The 13,026-nt window shown below is 35.2% G+C and carries 13 protein-coding genes and 1 riboswitch; of the genes, 9 read left to right on the forward strand and 4 right to left on the reverse strand.

What is annotated here, in order from left to right; genetic code table 11:
- Positions 1-26: 26 nt before the first annotated feature.
- Positions 27-821, reverse strand: a complete 795-nt coding sequence (locus B1B04_RS15300) for an enoyl-CoA hydratase/isomerase family protein (protein ID WP_079562304.1) — start codon at positions 819-821, stop codon at positions 27-29.
- Positions 822-1,163: 342 nt separating this feature from the next.
- On the opposite strand from B1B04_RS15300, the gene B1B04_RS15305 reads away from it, so the two are divergent.
- Together B1B04_RS15305 and B1B04_RS15310 are read left to right on the forward strand one after the other, a co-directional pair.
- Positions 1,164-2,039: a tyrosine-type recombinase/integrase gene (locus tag B1B04_RS15305; protein WP_079562305.1), complete on the forward strand. Its 876-nt coding sequence runs from the start codon at positions 1,164-1,166 to the stop codon at positions 2,037-2,039.
- 128 nt (positions 2,040-2,167) lie between these two features.
- Positions 2,168-2,560, forward strand: a complete 393-nt coding sequence (locus B1B04_RS15310) for a hypothetical protein (RefSeq protein ID WP_079562306.1) — start codon at positions 2,168-2,170, stop codon at positions 2,558-2,560.
- An 896-nt stretch (positions 2,561-3,456) separates the two neighbouring features.
- Here B1B04_RS15310 and B1B04_RS15315 read toward each other — a convergent pair.
- Both B1B04_RS15315 and B1B04_RS15320 read right to left on the reverse strand, forming a co-directional pair.
- Positions 3,457-4,074 (reverse strand): sterol desaturase family protein, encoded by a 618-nt coding sequence (locus B1B04_RS15315; protein ID WP_079562307.1) that lies wholly within the window; start codon positions 4,072-4,074, stop codon positions 3,457-3,459.
- Positions 4,075-4,095: 21 nt separating this feature from the next.
- Complete coding sequence (locus B1B04_RS15320) at positions 4,096-4,779, reverse strand: GntR family transcriptional regulator (RefSeq protein WP_079562308.1); 684 nt, start codon at positions 4,777-4,779, stop codon at positions 4,096-4,098.
- 969 nt (positions 4,780-5,748) lie between these two features.
- On the opposite strand from B1B04_RS15320, the gene metK reads away from it, so the two are divergent.
- From metK to speE, 4 genes are read left to right on the forward strand one after another with little or no spacing between them, the layout of a single operon-like run.
- Entirely contained in the window at positions 5,749-6,924 is a 1,176-nt protein-coding gene (gene metK, locus B1B04_RS15325; RefSeq protein WP_079562309.1) for a methionine adenosyltransferase, read from the forward strand.
- The gene (locus tag B1B04_RS15330; RefSeq protein WP_079562310.1) at positions 6,924-8,420 is read left to right on the forward strand and encodes an aminotransferase class I/II-fold pyridoxal phosphate-dependent enzyme; all 1,497 of its coding nucleotides are present in this window, start codon (positions 6,924-6,926) and stop codon (positions 8,418-8,420) included. Before metK ends, B1B04_RS15330 begins: the two co-directional genes overlap by 1 nt.
- Positions 8,417-8,851, forward strand: coding sequence for an adenosylmethionine decarboxylase (gene speD, locus B1B04_RS15335; protein ID WP_079562311.1), 435 nt, complete (start codon positions 8,417-8,419; stop codon positions 8,849-8,851). The genes B1B04_RS15330 and speD overlap by 4 nt, the downstream gene beginning before the upstream one ends.
- Positions 8,851-9,705: a polyamine aminopropyltransferase gene (gene speE, locus B1B04_RS15340; protein ID WP_079562312.1), complete on the forward strand. Its 855-nt coding sequence runs from the start codon at positions 8,851-8,853 to the stop codon at positions 9,703-9,705. The genes speD and speE overlap by 1 nt, the downstream gene beginning before the upstream one ends.
- 298 nt (positions 9,706-10,003) lie before the next feature.
- On the opposite strand, the gene B1B04_RS15345 is transcribed toward speE, so the two are convergent.
- Positions 10,004-10,210 carry a hypothetical protein gene (locus B1B04_RS15345; RefSeq protein ID WP_079562313.1) on the reverse strand — a complete coding sequence of 69 codons (207 nt, stop codon included), beginning with the start codon at positions 10,208-10,210 and terminating at the stop codon, positions 10,004-10,006.
- A gap of 356 nt (positions 10,211-10,566) precedes the next feature.
- Positions 10,567-10,613, forward strand: a riboswitch (PreQ1 riboswitch).
- 341 nt (positions 10,614-10,954) lie between these two features.
- Here B1B04_RS15345 and queC point away from each other — a divergent pair.
- Genes queC through queE form a run of 3 tightly spaced genes read left to right on the forward strand, consistent with a single transcriptional unit; the run spans position 10,955 to position 12,812 of the window.
- The gene (gene queC / locus B1B04_RS15350; protein WP_079562314.1) at positions 10,955-11,614 is read left to right on the forward strand and encodes a 7-cyano-7-deazaguanine synthase QueC; all 660 of its coding nucleotides are present in this window, start codon (positions 10,955-10,957) and stop codon (positions 11,612-11,614) included.
- A 3-nt stretch (positions 11,615-11,617) separates the two neighbouring features.
- Positions 11,618-12,091: a 6-carboxytetrahydropterin synthase QueD gene (queD, locus tag B1B04_RS15355; RefSeq protein WP_079562315.1), complete on the forward strand. Its 474-nt coding sequence runs from the start codon at positions 11,618-11,620 to the stop codon at positions 12,089-12,091.
- Entirely contained in the window at positions 12,084-12,812 is a 729-nt protein-coding gene (queE, locus tag B1B04_RS15360) for a 7-carboxy-7-deazaguanine synthase QueE (RefSeq protein WP_079562316.1), read from the forward strand. Before queD ends, queE begins: the two co-directional genes overlap by 8 nt.
- Positions 12,813-13,026 lie beyond the last annotated feature (214 nt).

Raw genomic sequence — 13,026 nt, forward strand, 5'->3', positions numbered from 1 at the left:
AAGAGGGCGAGCGGAGTACCTGTTTTCTATTTCGACTGACGTATAAATTGTGGCTGACGTTTTTCTACAAAGGCACGGCAACCTTCTTCAAAATCCTTTCCGACAAACGGTGTTGAACCTTGCCATAATGAAGGTACACTGTCCACACATTCTTGAACAGATTGCTTCACAGCTAGTAAAGATTCAGGTGACATGCCTGCAACAAGCTTACCCATACGAATCATGTATTTATTTAAGTCTTTTTCAGCTACTAAATAATTCAGCATGCCAAGCTTAAAGGCTTCTTCAGCTTTAAACATGCGACCCGTAAATACTAAATCTTTTGTTGTAGAAGGGCCAACTAATTGAACTAAACGTTGAGCAAATTTGTTATTTAACGTGATTCCTAATTTACCGACAGGGATGCCGAGCTTTGCTTTTTCAGAGCCGATGCGGATATCACAGGCTAATGCAAGCTCTAAACCAGCACCCATTGCGGGACCATTAATGACGCCAATCGTTGGAATTGGTAAACTCTCAATTGTGGAAATCGTTTTCTCCATATGTACAAACGCTTCTTCGGCTTTTTCAAGAGAAATGGCGTTGAATTCTTTAATATCTGAGCCGGCTGTGAAATTTTCACCAGAGCCGCGTAAAATTAATACTTTATTTTTCGGATTATCTAATACTTGTAAGGCAATTTTAGCTAATTGATCCCACATATTTGCTGTAAGTGCGTTTTTAGCCTGTGGGCGATGGATCGTAATAATTGCTAGCCCAGCTGTTTCTTGATAAATAATTTTTGCGTCTTCTGCTTCAAGTCGAGTTGTTTTTACTTGCATACTTGAAAAGCCCCCTACATGTTATAGTTGTTCCTCTTATTATATAACACAAACAGACATAAACACTAAATTATACGAATTTTCATGTAAATCAGCCTAGTTATACAAGAATAGAGGCATAGTAAAGAAATTGTATTACAACAAAGTACGGAAAATTACTATTGTAAGAAAACAAAAGATGTGGGACACTGCTAAAGGAGTATTTGAACACTGGAAGCGGGATCGTGTATAAACACTACAGATTATCCGACATTATAATATATATATATGAATTAGTAACTAACGCCCCAAAAATATAGTAAACTTAATTAAACCACGCACATTTAATAAGGAGGTCGTAAGATGGTCACTCTAGTGGAAGCATGGAACAGCTATTTTTTACTTTTAAACTCATTAAAGAAAAGTGCCGCAACGAAAAAACAATACAATCTAGATGGGCAGCAATTTTTAGCGTTTGCTCATGAGAACAACTACTTGAATGTAGATCATCATTTAAAAGAATTGTTATTTATATATAGTAATTATTTAAAAGAGAGTTACGCAAATGTCAACACGTTTAATCATAAAATTGCAACATTGCGGGGCTTTATAGACTTTGTCTTTTTAAGAGAATGGGTAGATCCCTTTGATTATGAGGGTATTTTACAGCCTAAAAAGAGACAAAAAGAGGCTTTGACATTGTTAACAAAGAAGCAATTAATCCAAATTGCGAATGTCTGGCCAACTTATTTTCAATACGCTAAAACAATGGAGCATGCTTGGCTAGCAAGACGTAATGGCTGCATTGTCCAACTACTTATGGAAACAGGATGCAAACCAGCAGAACTTGTACGTATGAAATGGTCTCATATTCAGTTTGAGTCATCAATTATTTACATTGCTAATCAAAATGGGCGTAGAGAAATAAAGCTGACTTCAATTTTAATGAATATGCTGACGCACTATAAAGAAGCAACCGAAGAATTACATGAAGAAAAACTAGGAGAATGGGTATGGGTAAGTGAGGCTAGTCAATCTAAATCCATTTCTACAAAAACAATTGAGCGAATTTTCCAAACGATATCAAAGGATATCGGCACAAATGTGAGAGCCACGGATTTGCGGTATACCGTCATGCAAAAGGCATTTCAAACTGAAAAAACAATAGAAAATATTCAGGAAAAAATGGGCTATGTACGAAAATGGGTACTGACTGAAAGACAGGACCGTTTTGAATAAAGAAAGATCGTTTTTTCGTCTGTATTGGATTGTGATTAAGCGTATATAAATAACAATAGTAAATTTGTGCACGTTTTTATAAATTAATTTTTTAGTATTTTTTTTAACACTTCAATATGGAGGTTATCATGGATTACTTTAATAGTAAGGCATTTGAGGAACATAGAAAAAATACATATAGCATATTAGAGCAAATACCTTCTGCTAAAAGTCCAGTTGGATGGACTTTTAAGGGTCATTTTAGTATTGGTGGTTTTGAATATTTCGGGTTTGATGAATCATCCGATTTATTACTTGTCGTATCAAGTAATGGTAGGGGAATTATAGATTTAGCAAGAGCAGAAAAAATATCCCGAGATTATACAGGTGACTTTGTTTTAGATGAAACATTGTTAATTTGTGAAGGCTTCGACGTTTTAAAAGATAAATCGATTAAATTGGCAAGCAAATATGGTGGGAGCATACTGCCAGTCAGTAATAAATTCGAGGATTGTTTACAAAGAATCCATGTGAAGATATAATTTATCACCCTGCGTTTGAGGACTATTTGGTCGAAGGCCCAAATAAAAATTGTGTTCGCATTTTAGAGGTTTTTTGTATTGCTATGGGTTTTCATTTAGTGGCAATTATTTTGTAATTGCAGATGACGGCGGTATTTTATTTTGGGAAAGAAATAATGCCGAGGCATAATTAATAAAATGCATCTTCATTTATTACTAAAATAGATAATGAATACCTGTACTTAAAGTAAAGCGAGGAAACATTATTAGGGGAAGCAAAAGCAAATTCAATATGGAAATTCACTGTCAAGATTAAAGCCTAAAAATCTGGCACTAGTCTAACTGTTGTGGCAAAAGATAAGGCTGGAAACAAAATTGAAGCAACGGACATAATCGTTTCTTCTAGATAACAAACATTTACATTTATAATGCATGTAAAAATGAAAAGGGCTGTCATAAAAGTGACTTTTGTGACAGCTCTTAGTTTTCCATAAGAATGGATTTAACTTCATAGAGCTCTATAATGTAGTTTTAATAGATATTCAACATCTTGAACAATAAATAAAAATGTTTATTGAAGTACAGCTTAGAACGGACTCTTAAATTTGAAGGAGACAGAAATAAAATGGAAATTTACTAACCTCATTTAGACATTTCACGGAGGACCGTATCATAAATAAGTGTTGTTTAAATCCAATCATTGAAAAACAATGATTGGATTTTTTAGGTTACAAAACCTCCTTATGAATGGGTTGTGGCTTTTTATGTTTATTTGAAGTCTATAAATATTTGTCTCTATACTCTAGGGTATTTTATACTTCACGTAACAGATTTCTTCTAATGAGCAAGATTTATCATAAAGACAGCATAGGACCGATTATTTTACCTACAAGGCATATTTTTTATTATTCTATTTTCTAGTCGCCACGTTTCTCTAGATTTTTAACAGTTTTACTTTGGTCAACATCCTTTTGGTTTTTAAAGGTACCCATAAGAAAATCATAGGCTGGGTTCGTAACGCCATACCAGTAATTTTCATTTTTGAAATGATGCCATAAATGAACCTTTTTCATCCAACGACCCCATGGAGATATTGGCTGAAGGGGACGATGGGCGATATAATGCTTCCACTCATAAAATAATAAAAAAAGCATGATACCTGCAATAAATGCGTTTGTCATTACTAAGCTAGATGTAAGAAAATAAAAAATGGCTGCTGCAATGGCAATGTTTGGCACACTATACCATAACGGTAAAAATAGTAAATGCAATTCATTTGGATTTGCATGGTGGTCATAATGTAAGCGTTTAAGCATTTTTAACAAAAATGCATTCTTTGGTGGTTTCAGATGAAAAAGAAATCTGTGCGTAACATACTCAGCTAAGGAATACATAATCATTCCAAGAATAAAAGCACCAAAAATTCCGATAGAGGTTAAATGTAGAATCATAAATCCAAAACTAATAAGGAATAGACAGGTCATGATTAAAATATCAGGATAAGAAAAATATTCTTTAAAATATTTCAATTTCATTTATCACGCCTCCAGTATTCTTTATTTTTTTCTATCGTTCCAAAGTGCTAAGCTTTTCGCCATTGTTGTGGTAGACAGCCTTTCCGCTTCCATTGCATCTCCTCTTAATGCAGCTTTTAATAAACCGTGGTAAAAGTCGAAGGACAACACACGATGTTCTTTTACAGAAAAATATCTTTTTGCCATATCTATATAAATAGAATCGAAGCTATTTAAAATGAGTAGAAAGATTGGATTAACTGCAAGGCCAGCACACCTTTTTTGCAAATCCCAATCAAATGCTGCATAGCTTTCTGCACTATCTTCAAGCTGCTCTAGATTGGCAAGGAGAGCAACCACTTTTGGTTGATTAAACGTGACAGCATCACGAATATAAGTCGGAGCCAAAGAACTTCTTAATTCTAATAAGTACATGATAAATTCATCTGTTATGGTATGTTGATTCTCAACAATATTAACAAGTGTCGTTAAATTTCCATTGCGCCAATAATCATTAACAACCGCAGGCATTCCTTTTCTCCCTGTTATCCATCCACCCCTTCCTAAACGTTGAAGTACCTCCCGAATAGTTGGACGACCAACACCAAATTCTTTTGCAAGCTCTCTTTCAGGAGGCAAAGTACTTCCTACAGAATAAACACCAGTCAATATGGATCTAATTAATTCATTCTCAATTTTATCTGAGGAGCGTTCCTTTTCCTTCAAATCCTCGTCCCCTTTGCTTTGTGGTAATACAAATTAAATACAGTGGTAATACCAAAAATTATATAATGAGTCTGAATTTTCTGTCAACTAAAAGTGCAAATTTTTATAAATAGGATTATCAAACAAGCTAGTAAAATACCTAGTAGAACGCAATATAAATTCAAATTATTTAAATCAAATAATTAACAAAAAGAGGGAAGTAGCATTAAATATGCCTTCACTTAGACAAATGAATTTTTCATGCCATCACTTGGATGGCCATGATGGTTTTAAAGATAAGAAGTTTCCTTATTGGAAAGCACCTAGTCGTTTTATAAATATTGGTGAAATTTAGCTAATCAACACACCTTGTTTGAAATAAAAAATCGTCATGATCTGTTAACAATTGATCAAAAATAATAGTCTGAATTATAGAAATTTAAATAATTTCTATGAAATAAATGACACTAAAAATACCTATATTTTCTTTGGTAATTTAAAAATTTTATTGCTTACAATATGTTAATTTGACACATCTATTTACAAATTTAATAGGGGTTCCTTCTATTGTTAATATAAAAAACCTCTATATGCATTTTTATTCATTTTTTATAATAAATATTAATTGTTTGCAATATGTTATACTTAGTATTTTTTGGTTCAAAAGGGTAAATGAATTAATTTTCATAGCGATTAATTATAAAAAAATATTAAAAAATAAATTGACACTCAAAAGTTTATGACTTAATATGAGTCTCAGCATAATAATATAGCTCTTATTAATAACCGTTGAGACGAGGGGTCGAAGATACGGTGGCCAAACAATTTAGTTCATAATGAACTGAATCCAGTGGGCCGAACCTGAGCACAAAATTAACTTTTGTGAACAATAAGAGGAACAGCAGCTGATAGTATTCGAAGCTTTCCTTAAAATTGGGTGAGCTTTTTTTTATGCCCTAAAAATCTATAATTTGTTAGGGGTAGTTAAAATTGTCAGAAAAAGTATTATTCACATCGGAGTCTGTATCGGAAGGACATCCAGATAAAATTGCAGACCAAATCTCAGATGCAGTATTAGACGCAGCATTATCACAAGATCCGCTATCACGTGTGGCATGTGAAGTATTCACAACTACAAACACAGTAATTGTTGGCGGAGAGATTACTACAAAAGCAGAACTAGATATCGAAAAAATTGCCCGTAATACCCTAATCGGCATTGGATACACAGATGATAAGTTCGGTATTGATGGTCATAACTGTAATGTACAAGTTTTAGTACACACGCAGTCTCCTGATATCGCAATGGGTGTTGATTCTTCTAGCGATACAAAAGAAGTTGGTGCAGGTGACCAAGGTATTATGTTCGGTTTTGCGACTAATGAAACTGAAAACTATATGCCTTTAGCAATTGAAATGGCACATATGCTTGTAAAACGTGCAACTGAGTTACGTAAAAATGGTCAATTCAAATGGGCTCGACCTGATATGAAATCACAAGTAACAATTGATTATACGGATAGTATGCAACCTAAAATTGATACTGTTTTAATGTCAATACAACATGATGATGATTTTGACCAGGTAGAATTCATTGATTACGTTACAGAAAATGTAATTAAAGCTGTTGCGAAGCAATTTGGTATGAATGAAGACTTCCGAATTTTAATTAATCCTACTGGTCGTTTCGTAGTAGGCGGACCACACGGAGATGCAGGTTTAACAGGACGTAAGATTATTGTTGATACTTATGGCGGCGCAGCTCGTCATGGTGGTGGCGCATTCTCTGGTAAAGACTGTACAAAAGTTGACCGTTCTGCGGCTTACGCAGCGCGATACGTTGCAAAAAATATTGTTGCAGCAGGCTTGACAGATAAATGTGAAATCCAATTATCATATGCAATTGGTGTAAGTGAACCAATTAGTATCGCTTTAGAAACATTTGGTACAGAAAAAGTAGCGAAAGAAGAAATTTTAAAAGCGATTCGTCAATTATTCGACTTAACGCCAAATGGCATTATTAACATGCTAAATCTACGTAAACCACAATATCAACAAGTTGCAGCTTATGGTCACTTTGGACGTAGTGATGTAAACGTAACTTGGGAAAAAACAGACAAAGTTTCAGAATTAGAGCAACTTTTAACAGTTGCTATGGGACAATAATGCAATGCGTGCAAAATCGAGTGGCTACTGAGGAATTTTTTGCCACTCAAGACCGCATGCCATTATTTGAAGCTTTAGTCAATTATACTAAACAAGATGTTACGCCGTTTGATGTACCTGGTCATAAAATGGGGCTACATGAAAACCCATTAAAATGGACGCTTGGAGAAATGACATTAAGAATGGACGTAAATTCGATGAAGGAGCTTGATTTATTAAGTCACCCGGAATCGGTTATTAAAGAAGCTCAACAATTAGCTGCACAAGCATTTAATGTCGACTACGCTTACTTTTTAGTAAATGGAACTACTGTAGGAATTTTGGCGATGATTTTAGCGACATGTAAACAAGGTGATACATTGATCGTACCTCGTAACTGCCATAAATCAGTTATGAACGGCATTATATTAAGCGGAGCAAAACCAGTATTTATTCAACCTGAAGTTGATCAACATTTTGGTATTGCACACGGAATTTCAGTTGAAAATGTAAAATCGGCACTTGCAGAAAATCCACAAGCGAAAGCTTTACTTGTAACGTATCCAACATATTTTGGGTCGATGAATCAACTGCAAGAAATTTGTAAGCTCGCACATGAACAAAATGTAACAGTTATTGTTGATAGTGCACACGGAGCGCATTTAACATTTTTACCTGATGCAAACGATGCGATTAGTGCTGGTGCAGATGCAGTAACGGTCAGTATGCATAAAACTGGGGGTTCATTAACACAAAGCTCGCTTCTATTACTACAAGAAAAACGAATCGATTCGAAGCATTTGCAAAAAGTATTAAATATGCTTCAAACGACGAGTGCAAATTATTTATTAATGAGTTCTTTAGATGTAGCACGAAGAGAATTAGCGGTGTATGGACAACAACGTTATAGCCAATTAAAGTCAATTGTTGATGCAGCAATTGAAGAAATTGAAAATAATTCACGCTATGAAGTGCTAAAAGCTGATTATGTACAACAAAATTTCAATCAAGCCTATGATTGGACGAAACTTGTTATTCGTGTGAACGATCTCGGTTTAACTGGTTTCGAAGTTTACACAATATTGAAACAGCAGTATGGCATTCAATTAGAACTTGCTGAAGGATATGTCATAATGGCAGTCATTAGTCATGTTGATACGAATGAAACAATCGGTAAATTAGTACATGCGTTAAAAGATATTGAACTTAATTACGGAAAAAAAGAAGCGATTCAGTCAGCTTATGTGACAGCGAATCAAATAAATAAATTAGCAATGACACCGCAACAGGCGTGTAATGCTGAAACAGAAACAATTTTAATTTATGATGCGGTAGGTCGAATTAGTGCAGATTCATTAATGATTTATCCACCGGGAATACCACTAATTATCCCTGGTGAAGTTATTTCAGAGGAAGTAGTAGAATTATATAACTTCTATTTTCTTAATTTTGGGAATGTTCTGTTCGAAACGAAAGAAGAAAATTATATTACAGTCGTAAGGGAGACAAATAAATGAGCATTGAATTATCAACATTAGGAAGACACGTATTAATTGAATTTTATGGTTGCCCAAGTGAAATTATCGAGCAAAACGCATTAATCGAGCAGTTTATGAATGAAGCTGCTGACTATTCTGGGGCAACAATTGTAGAATCTTGCTTCCATCATTTCAACCCATATGGTGTTTCGGGTGCAGTAATTATTGCTGAATCACATTTAACGATTCATACTTGGCCAGAATACGGATTTGCTTCTGTAGATGTTTACACATGTGGTGACTCTGTAAGTCCATGGAAGGCAGCAGAATATTTAGAACAAAAACTGCAAGCGAAAAAAACAGAATCATTTGAAGTACCACGTGGAATGGCAGATAAAATTCGCCAATTTGCAGAACAAGAAATTGATACAATTATAGTGAAACAAGAAGTATTAGAGGACGTGATTTAATGAAATGGTATACAGAACAATGGAGCGATAACTGTAAATTTTCAATCGGATACAACGAAGAGATTCATAGTGAACAATCTCCGTTCCAAAAAATCGATTTTTATAAAAGTGAAGAGTTTGGTACTTTCTTCACGTTAGACGGATTGATGATGGTTAATGAAAAAGATGAGTTCGTTTATCACGATATGATTACACACCCAGCATTCGCTACTAACCCAGATATAAAAAAGGTATTAATTATCGGTGGTGGTGATGGTGGTACTGCTCGTGAAGTACTACGTTACAAATCAGTAGAAAAAGTAGTAATGGTAGAAATCGATGAGTTAGTATTCCGTTTGAGCCAAAAATACCTTCCAATTACAGCTGCTGGCGTCGAAGAAGATCCTCGTATGGAAATGATTTTTGATGATGGCTTAGCTTATGTTCAAAACGCAGCTGATCAATCATTCGATTTAATATTAGTAGATTCTACTGATCCAATTTCAGTCGGTGAAGGCTTATTTACAACAGCTTTCTATAAAGAATGTTTCCGTGTATTAAATGAAAAAGGAATTTTAATTAACCAACACGAATCTCCATACTTTGCCGAGTATGCAGAAAACATGCGCAAAGCACATAAAAAAATTAAAGGTATTTTCCCAATCGCGAGCGTATATCAATTCCATATGCCAACATACCCATCGGGACACTGGCTATTCGGATTTGCTTCAAAAGCATTACATCCAACTAAAGATATTCAAGTAGATGCTTGGGACAAATTTGGTCTAAAAACGAAATATTACAATACAGATTTACACGTTGGCGCATTCGCACTTCCTACATTTGTGAAGGAGTCACTTAATCGTGATGAATAAGAGGCTGGGACGGAACTAAATGGTTCCTTTATAAAGCCGAATAATCTCTAGATTTACAACCTAAAAATAAATAGAAAAACCGAACGATTCCAAAACACTTCATGAGTGTTTCATTGGATAGTTCGGTTTTTTGTTTGTTGACACACTTTTTTTCTAGCACATGAAAGTGACTATTTAAATTCAGAACGTGTTGAATGAATAGCTGAAAGAAATTGTTCATTAGGGCGAGGTCATTCGGAGGTAAGAAATTAATAAAGGGTCACTCTGCAGGAGTGACCTAAAGTATAACGATAAGATACTATTTGAACTTATCTAGTTTCTTAACTTTCATTGAAGCTATTTCTCCACAATTCTTACAAATAGTCAAAATCATTGGTGAACCCGTAATATTTAGCTTATCCATCCTAATTGGTTTTACATTTGCATAAGCATAAGATCCGCCTAATTCAACTTGTGCGAAGGAATCATTACCACAAGCCTTACAAACTAATTTATTATTTTCCATTAAATCACATCGTTATGTAATTTGTGTAAATTTTATCATACAAAAGACATGGTGTCTTTGCACGCTACAGCAAACTAAAGAACAAAATAAAGAGAATAATAAATAAGTTAATCCACTACTTATTACGAATATTTAAGAATTTATGAGAAATCCTATTTAAACTAACTTAGTTAAAATTCGGTTAGCGATATATTAAAATCAAAAGACAGAGTTTCATTCTCTACTCATTTTGTAGAATTAATCTGTCTTTAAGTTTTAATAGCAACAATCTTTTAGAAAACAGCCTTAAAAAAAATCCATTTGACGTTTTGCACTATTTTTTGTATTATATTGGAGAAAAGAATGCCCGGACTAGAACGGGAGAGGTTCATAGCTGATACCCTCTATAAAAAACTATGGAAACATGATAATTATGCCATGTCCATATCGGACGTGGCTTTTTTTTATGTGTTTGCTTATGTTTTATTAGAACGATTGGTGAAGCCTCTCTTGAAAAGTGTTGGGAAACATTTTACAAGGAGGTTTTTTTATGTCTGGCCGAAGCCATGAAGAATGACTGTCGGATTTAACATTATTGGGTAACCACAGTACACAATATTTTAATTCAGTAAAAATTGATTACCGATAACTACGGTATTGAATAGTTCAATCAAGAAAGAGGTATTTAGCTACCCTCTAAAAAAAACTATGAAGAAGCAGTACTTTTTCTAGTGCTGTTTTCTTGGAACAAGGGAGTTTTTACACATGAAGCAGGAAAAAGCAATTGTTGTATTTAGTGGAGGTCAGGACAGCACAACCTGTTTGTTTTGGGCAAAAGAACGTTTTCAAGAGGTTGAAGCTGTAACTTTTAATTATGGTCAAAGGCATCATCTTGAAATTGAATGTGCGAAGGCGATAGCAGAAGAGCTCGGTGTCAAGCATCACATTCTTGATATGTCACTCCTGAACCAGCTTGCTCCAAATGCATTGACACGACAAGACATAAAGGTAGAAGACGGAGAAAATGGTGAGCTTCCATCGACTTTTGTACCTGGTCGAAATCTTCTCTTCCTTTCATTTGCGGGCGTTTTAGCGAGCCAAGTAGGAGCTAAGCATATTGTAACTGGCGTTTGTGAAACGGATTTTAGCGGATATCCGGATTGCCGAGATGTTTTTATTAAATCCTTGAATGTAACGTTAAATTTATCGATGGATGATTCCTTTGTTATTGATACACCGTTGATGTGGCTGAATAAGGCAAAGACATGGGAGCTTGCTGATCAGTTTGGAGCACTTGAATTTGTTCGGGAAAAAACGTTGACTTGCTATAACGGTGTAATAGCAGATGGCTGTGGTGAATGCCCAGCATGTAAACTGCGAAAAAAAGGGCTTGATGAGTATTTGAGCTACAGGAAGGAGTCTTAAGGCATGTCAGATTTTAGAATCGTCGATAAGCTCCAAAAACTTGATGTAGATATTCAAAGAAATCAATTGAACTATCATGCAAAGCGTGTTCTCGTAAGTAAAGAATTTACCTTCGATGCTGCTCATCATTTACATAATTATGAAGGGAAATGTAAAAACCTGCACGGTCATACGTATCGCGTAATATTAGGACTGAGTGGATACACAGATGAACGAGGTTTGATGATTGATTTTGGCGATATAAAAAGAATATGGAAAGAAAAAATAGAGATTCATTTGGATCACCGTTATTTAAATGAGACGCTTCCACCAATGAATACGACGGCAGAGAATATTGTTGTTTGGATTTACGAAAAGCTGGCTGCGACCTTGCTTGATGAACAAAGATATGACGGTGCGCGTGTTGAGTTTATTCGGCTATACGAAACTCCGACTAGTTATGCAGAAGCGAGACGGGAGTGGATGGAAGTTGAGTAAGATACCTGTTATCGAGATTTTTGGACCGACGATTCAAGGTGAGGGAATGGTAGTTGGCCAAAAGACAATGTTTGTGAGAACTGCCGGCTGTGATTATTCTTGTTCTTGGTGTGATTCATCGTTTACGTGGGATGGCAGTGGAAAGCATCTTATTGTCCAAATGACAGCTGAAGAGATTTGGTCTGAGTTGAAACGTCTCGGAGGCAGCGGCTTTTCATTTGTCACGATTTCAGGAGGCAACCCTGCACTCATCCGAAATTTGGAGGGGCTCATTGCCACTTTAAAAGAAAATGACATAAAGGTCGGGGTGGAAACACAGGGAAGTAGGTGGCAAAAATGGATGTATGAGATTGATGAGTTGACAATTTCCCCAAAGCCACCTAGCTCTGGTATGACGACAAATTATTCGGTGCTCTCTGAAATCTTCGAAAAACTTAAAAATCGAAACAGTAATCATCATGTATCCCTTAAAATAGTCGTTTTTAATCAAGAGGATTACGAGTATGCTAAACAAATTCACCATCGTTATCCAATGATTCCTTTTTATCTGCAAGTCGGTAACGATGATCTCACGACGACGGACAATTCACAATTAATTACACATTTATTAGATAAATATCATGCGCTGATTGATAGAGTGATGAAGGATGAGGAATTAAGAAATGTCAAAGTACTGCCACAGTTGCATGCACTTGTTTGGGGGAATAAAAGAGGGGTATAGTGCCATTACAAAAATGGCATTAAGACAAATTCTAGAAGAGGATTATGATAACTTGCGACGGTATGAAAGTATAGGCTAATATGGCCTATACTTTTTTTGTGCGTCCAGCAGCATGGATGTAATCTGTTCGTGGCGATGAGAGCATGCATAGCAAGCTAATTATTTTTAAATTTACCTCTTGACCTTAAAGTAACTTTAAGATGTAGCATTGAAT

Origin of the sequence: Lysinibacillus sp. KCTC 33748 (assembly GCF_002237755.1) — a bacterium.
In the GTDB taxonomy this organism is placed as follows: domain Bacteria; phylum Bacillota; class Bacilli; order Bacillales_A; family Planococcaceae; genus Lysinibacillus.

Excerpts from the sequence above, each read along its gene's own strand:
- B1B04_RS15300 (WP_079562304.1), bottom strand. The coding sequence starts at position 821 with ATGCAAGTAAAAACAACTCGACTTGAAGCAGAAGACGCAAAAATTATT.
- B1B04_RS15305 (WP_079562305.1), top strand. The coding sequence starts at position 1,164 with ATGGTCACTCTAGTGGAAGCATGGAACAGCTATTTTTTACTTTTAAAC.
- B1B04_RS15310 (WP_079562306.1), top strand. The coding sequence starts at position 2,168 with ATGGATTACTTTAATAGTAAGGCATTTGAGGAACATAGAAAAAATACA.
- B1B04_RS15315 (WP_079562307.1), bottom strand. The coding sequence starts at position 4,074 with ATGAAATTGAAATATTTTAAAGAATATTTTTCTTATCCTGATATTTTA.
- B1B04_RS15330 (WP_079562310.1), top strand. The coding sequence starts at position 6,924 with ATGCAATGCGTGCAAAATCGAGTGGCTACTGAGGAATTTTTTGCCACT.
- speD (WP_079562311.1), top strand. The coding sequence starts at position 8,417 with ATGAGCATTGAATTATCAACATTAGGAAGACACGTATTAATTGAATTT.
- speE (WP_079562312.1), top strand. The coding sequence starts at position 8,851 with ATGAAATGGTATACAGAACAATGGAGCGATAACTGTAAATTTTCAATC.
- B1B04_RS15345 (WP_079562313.1), bottom strand. The coding sequence starts at position 10,210 with ATGGAAAATAATAAATTAGTTTGTAAGGCTTGTGGTAATGATTCCTTC.
- queC (WP_079562314.1), top strand. The coding sequence starts at position 10,955 with ATGAAGCAGGAAAAAGCAATTGTTGTATTTAGTGGAGGTCAGGACAGC.
- queD (WP_079562315.1), top strand. The coding sequence starts at position 11,618 with ATGTCAGATTTTAGAATCGTCGATAAGCTCCAAAAACTTGATGTAGAT.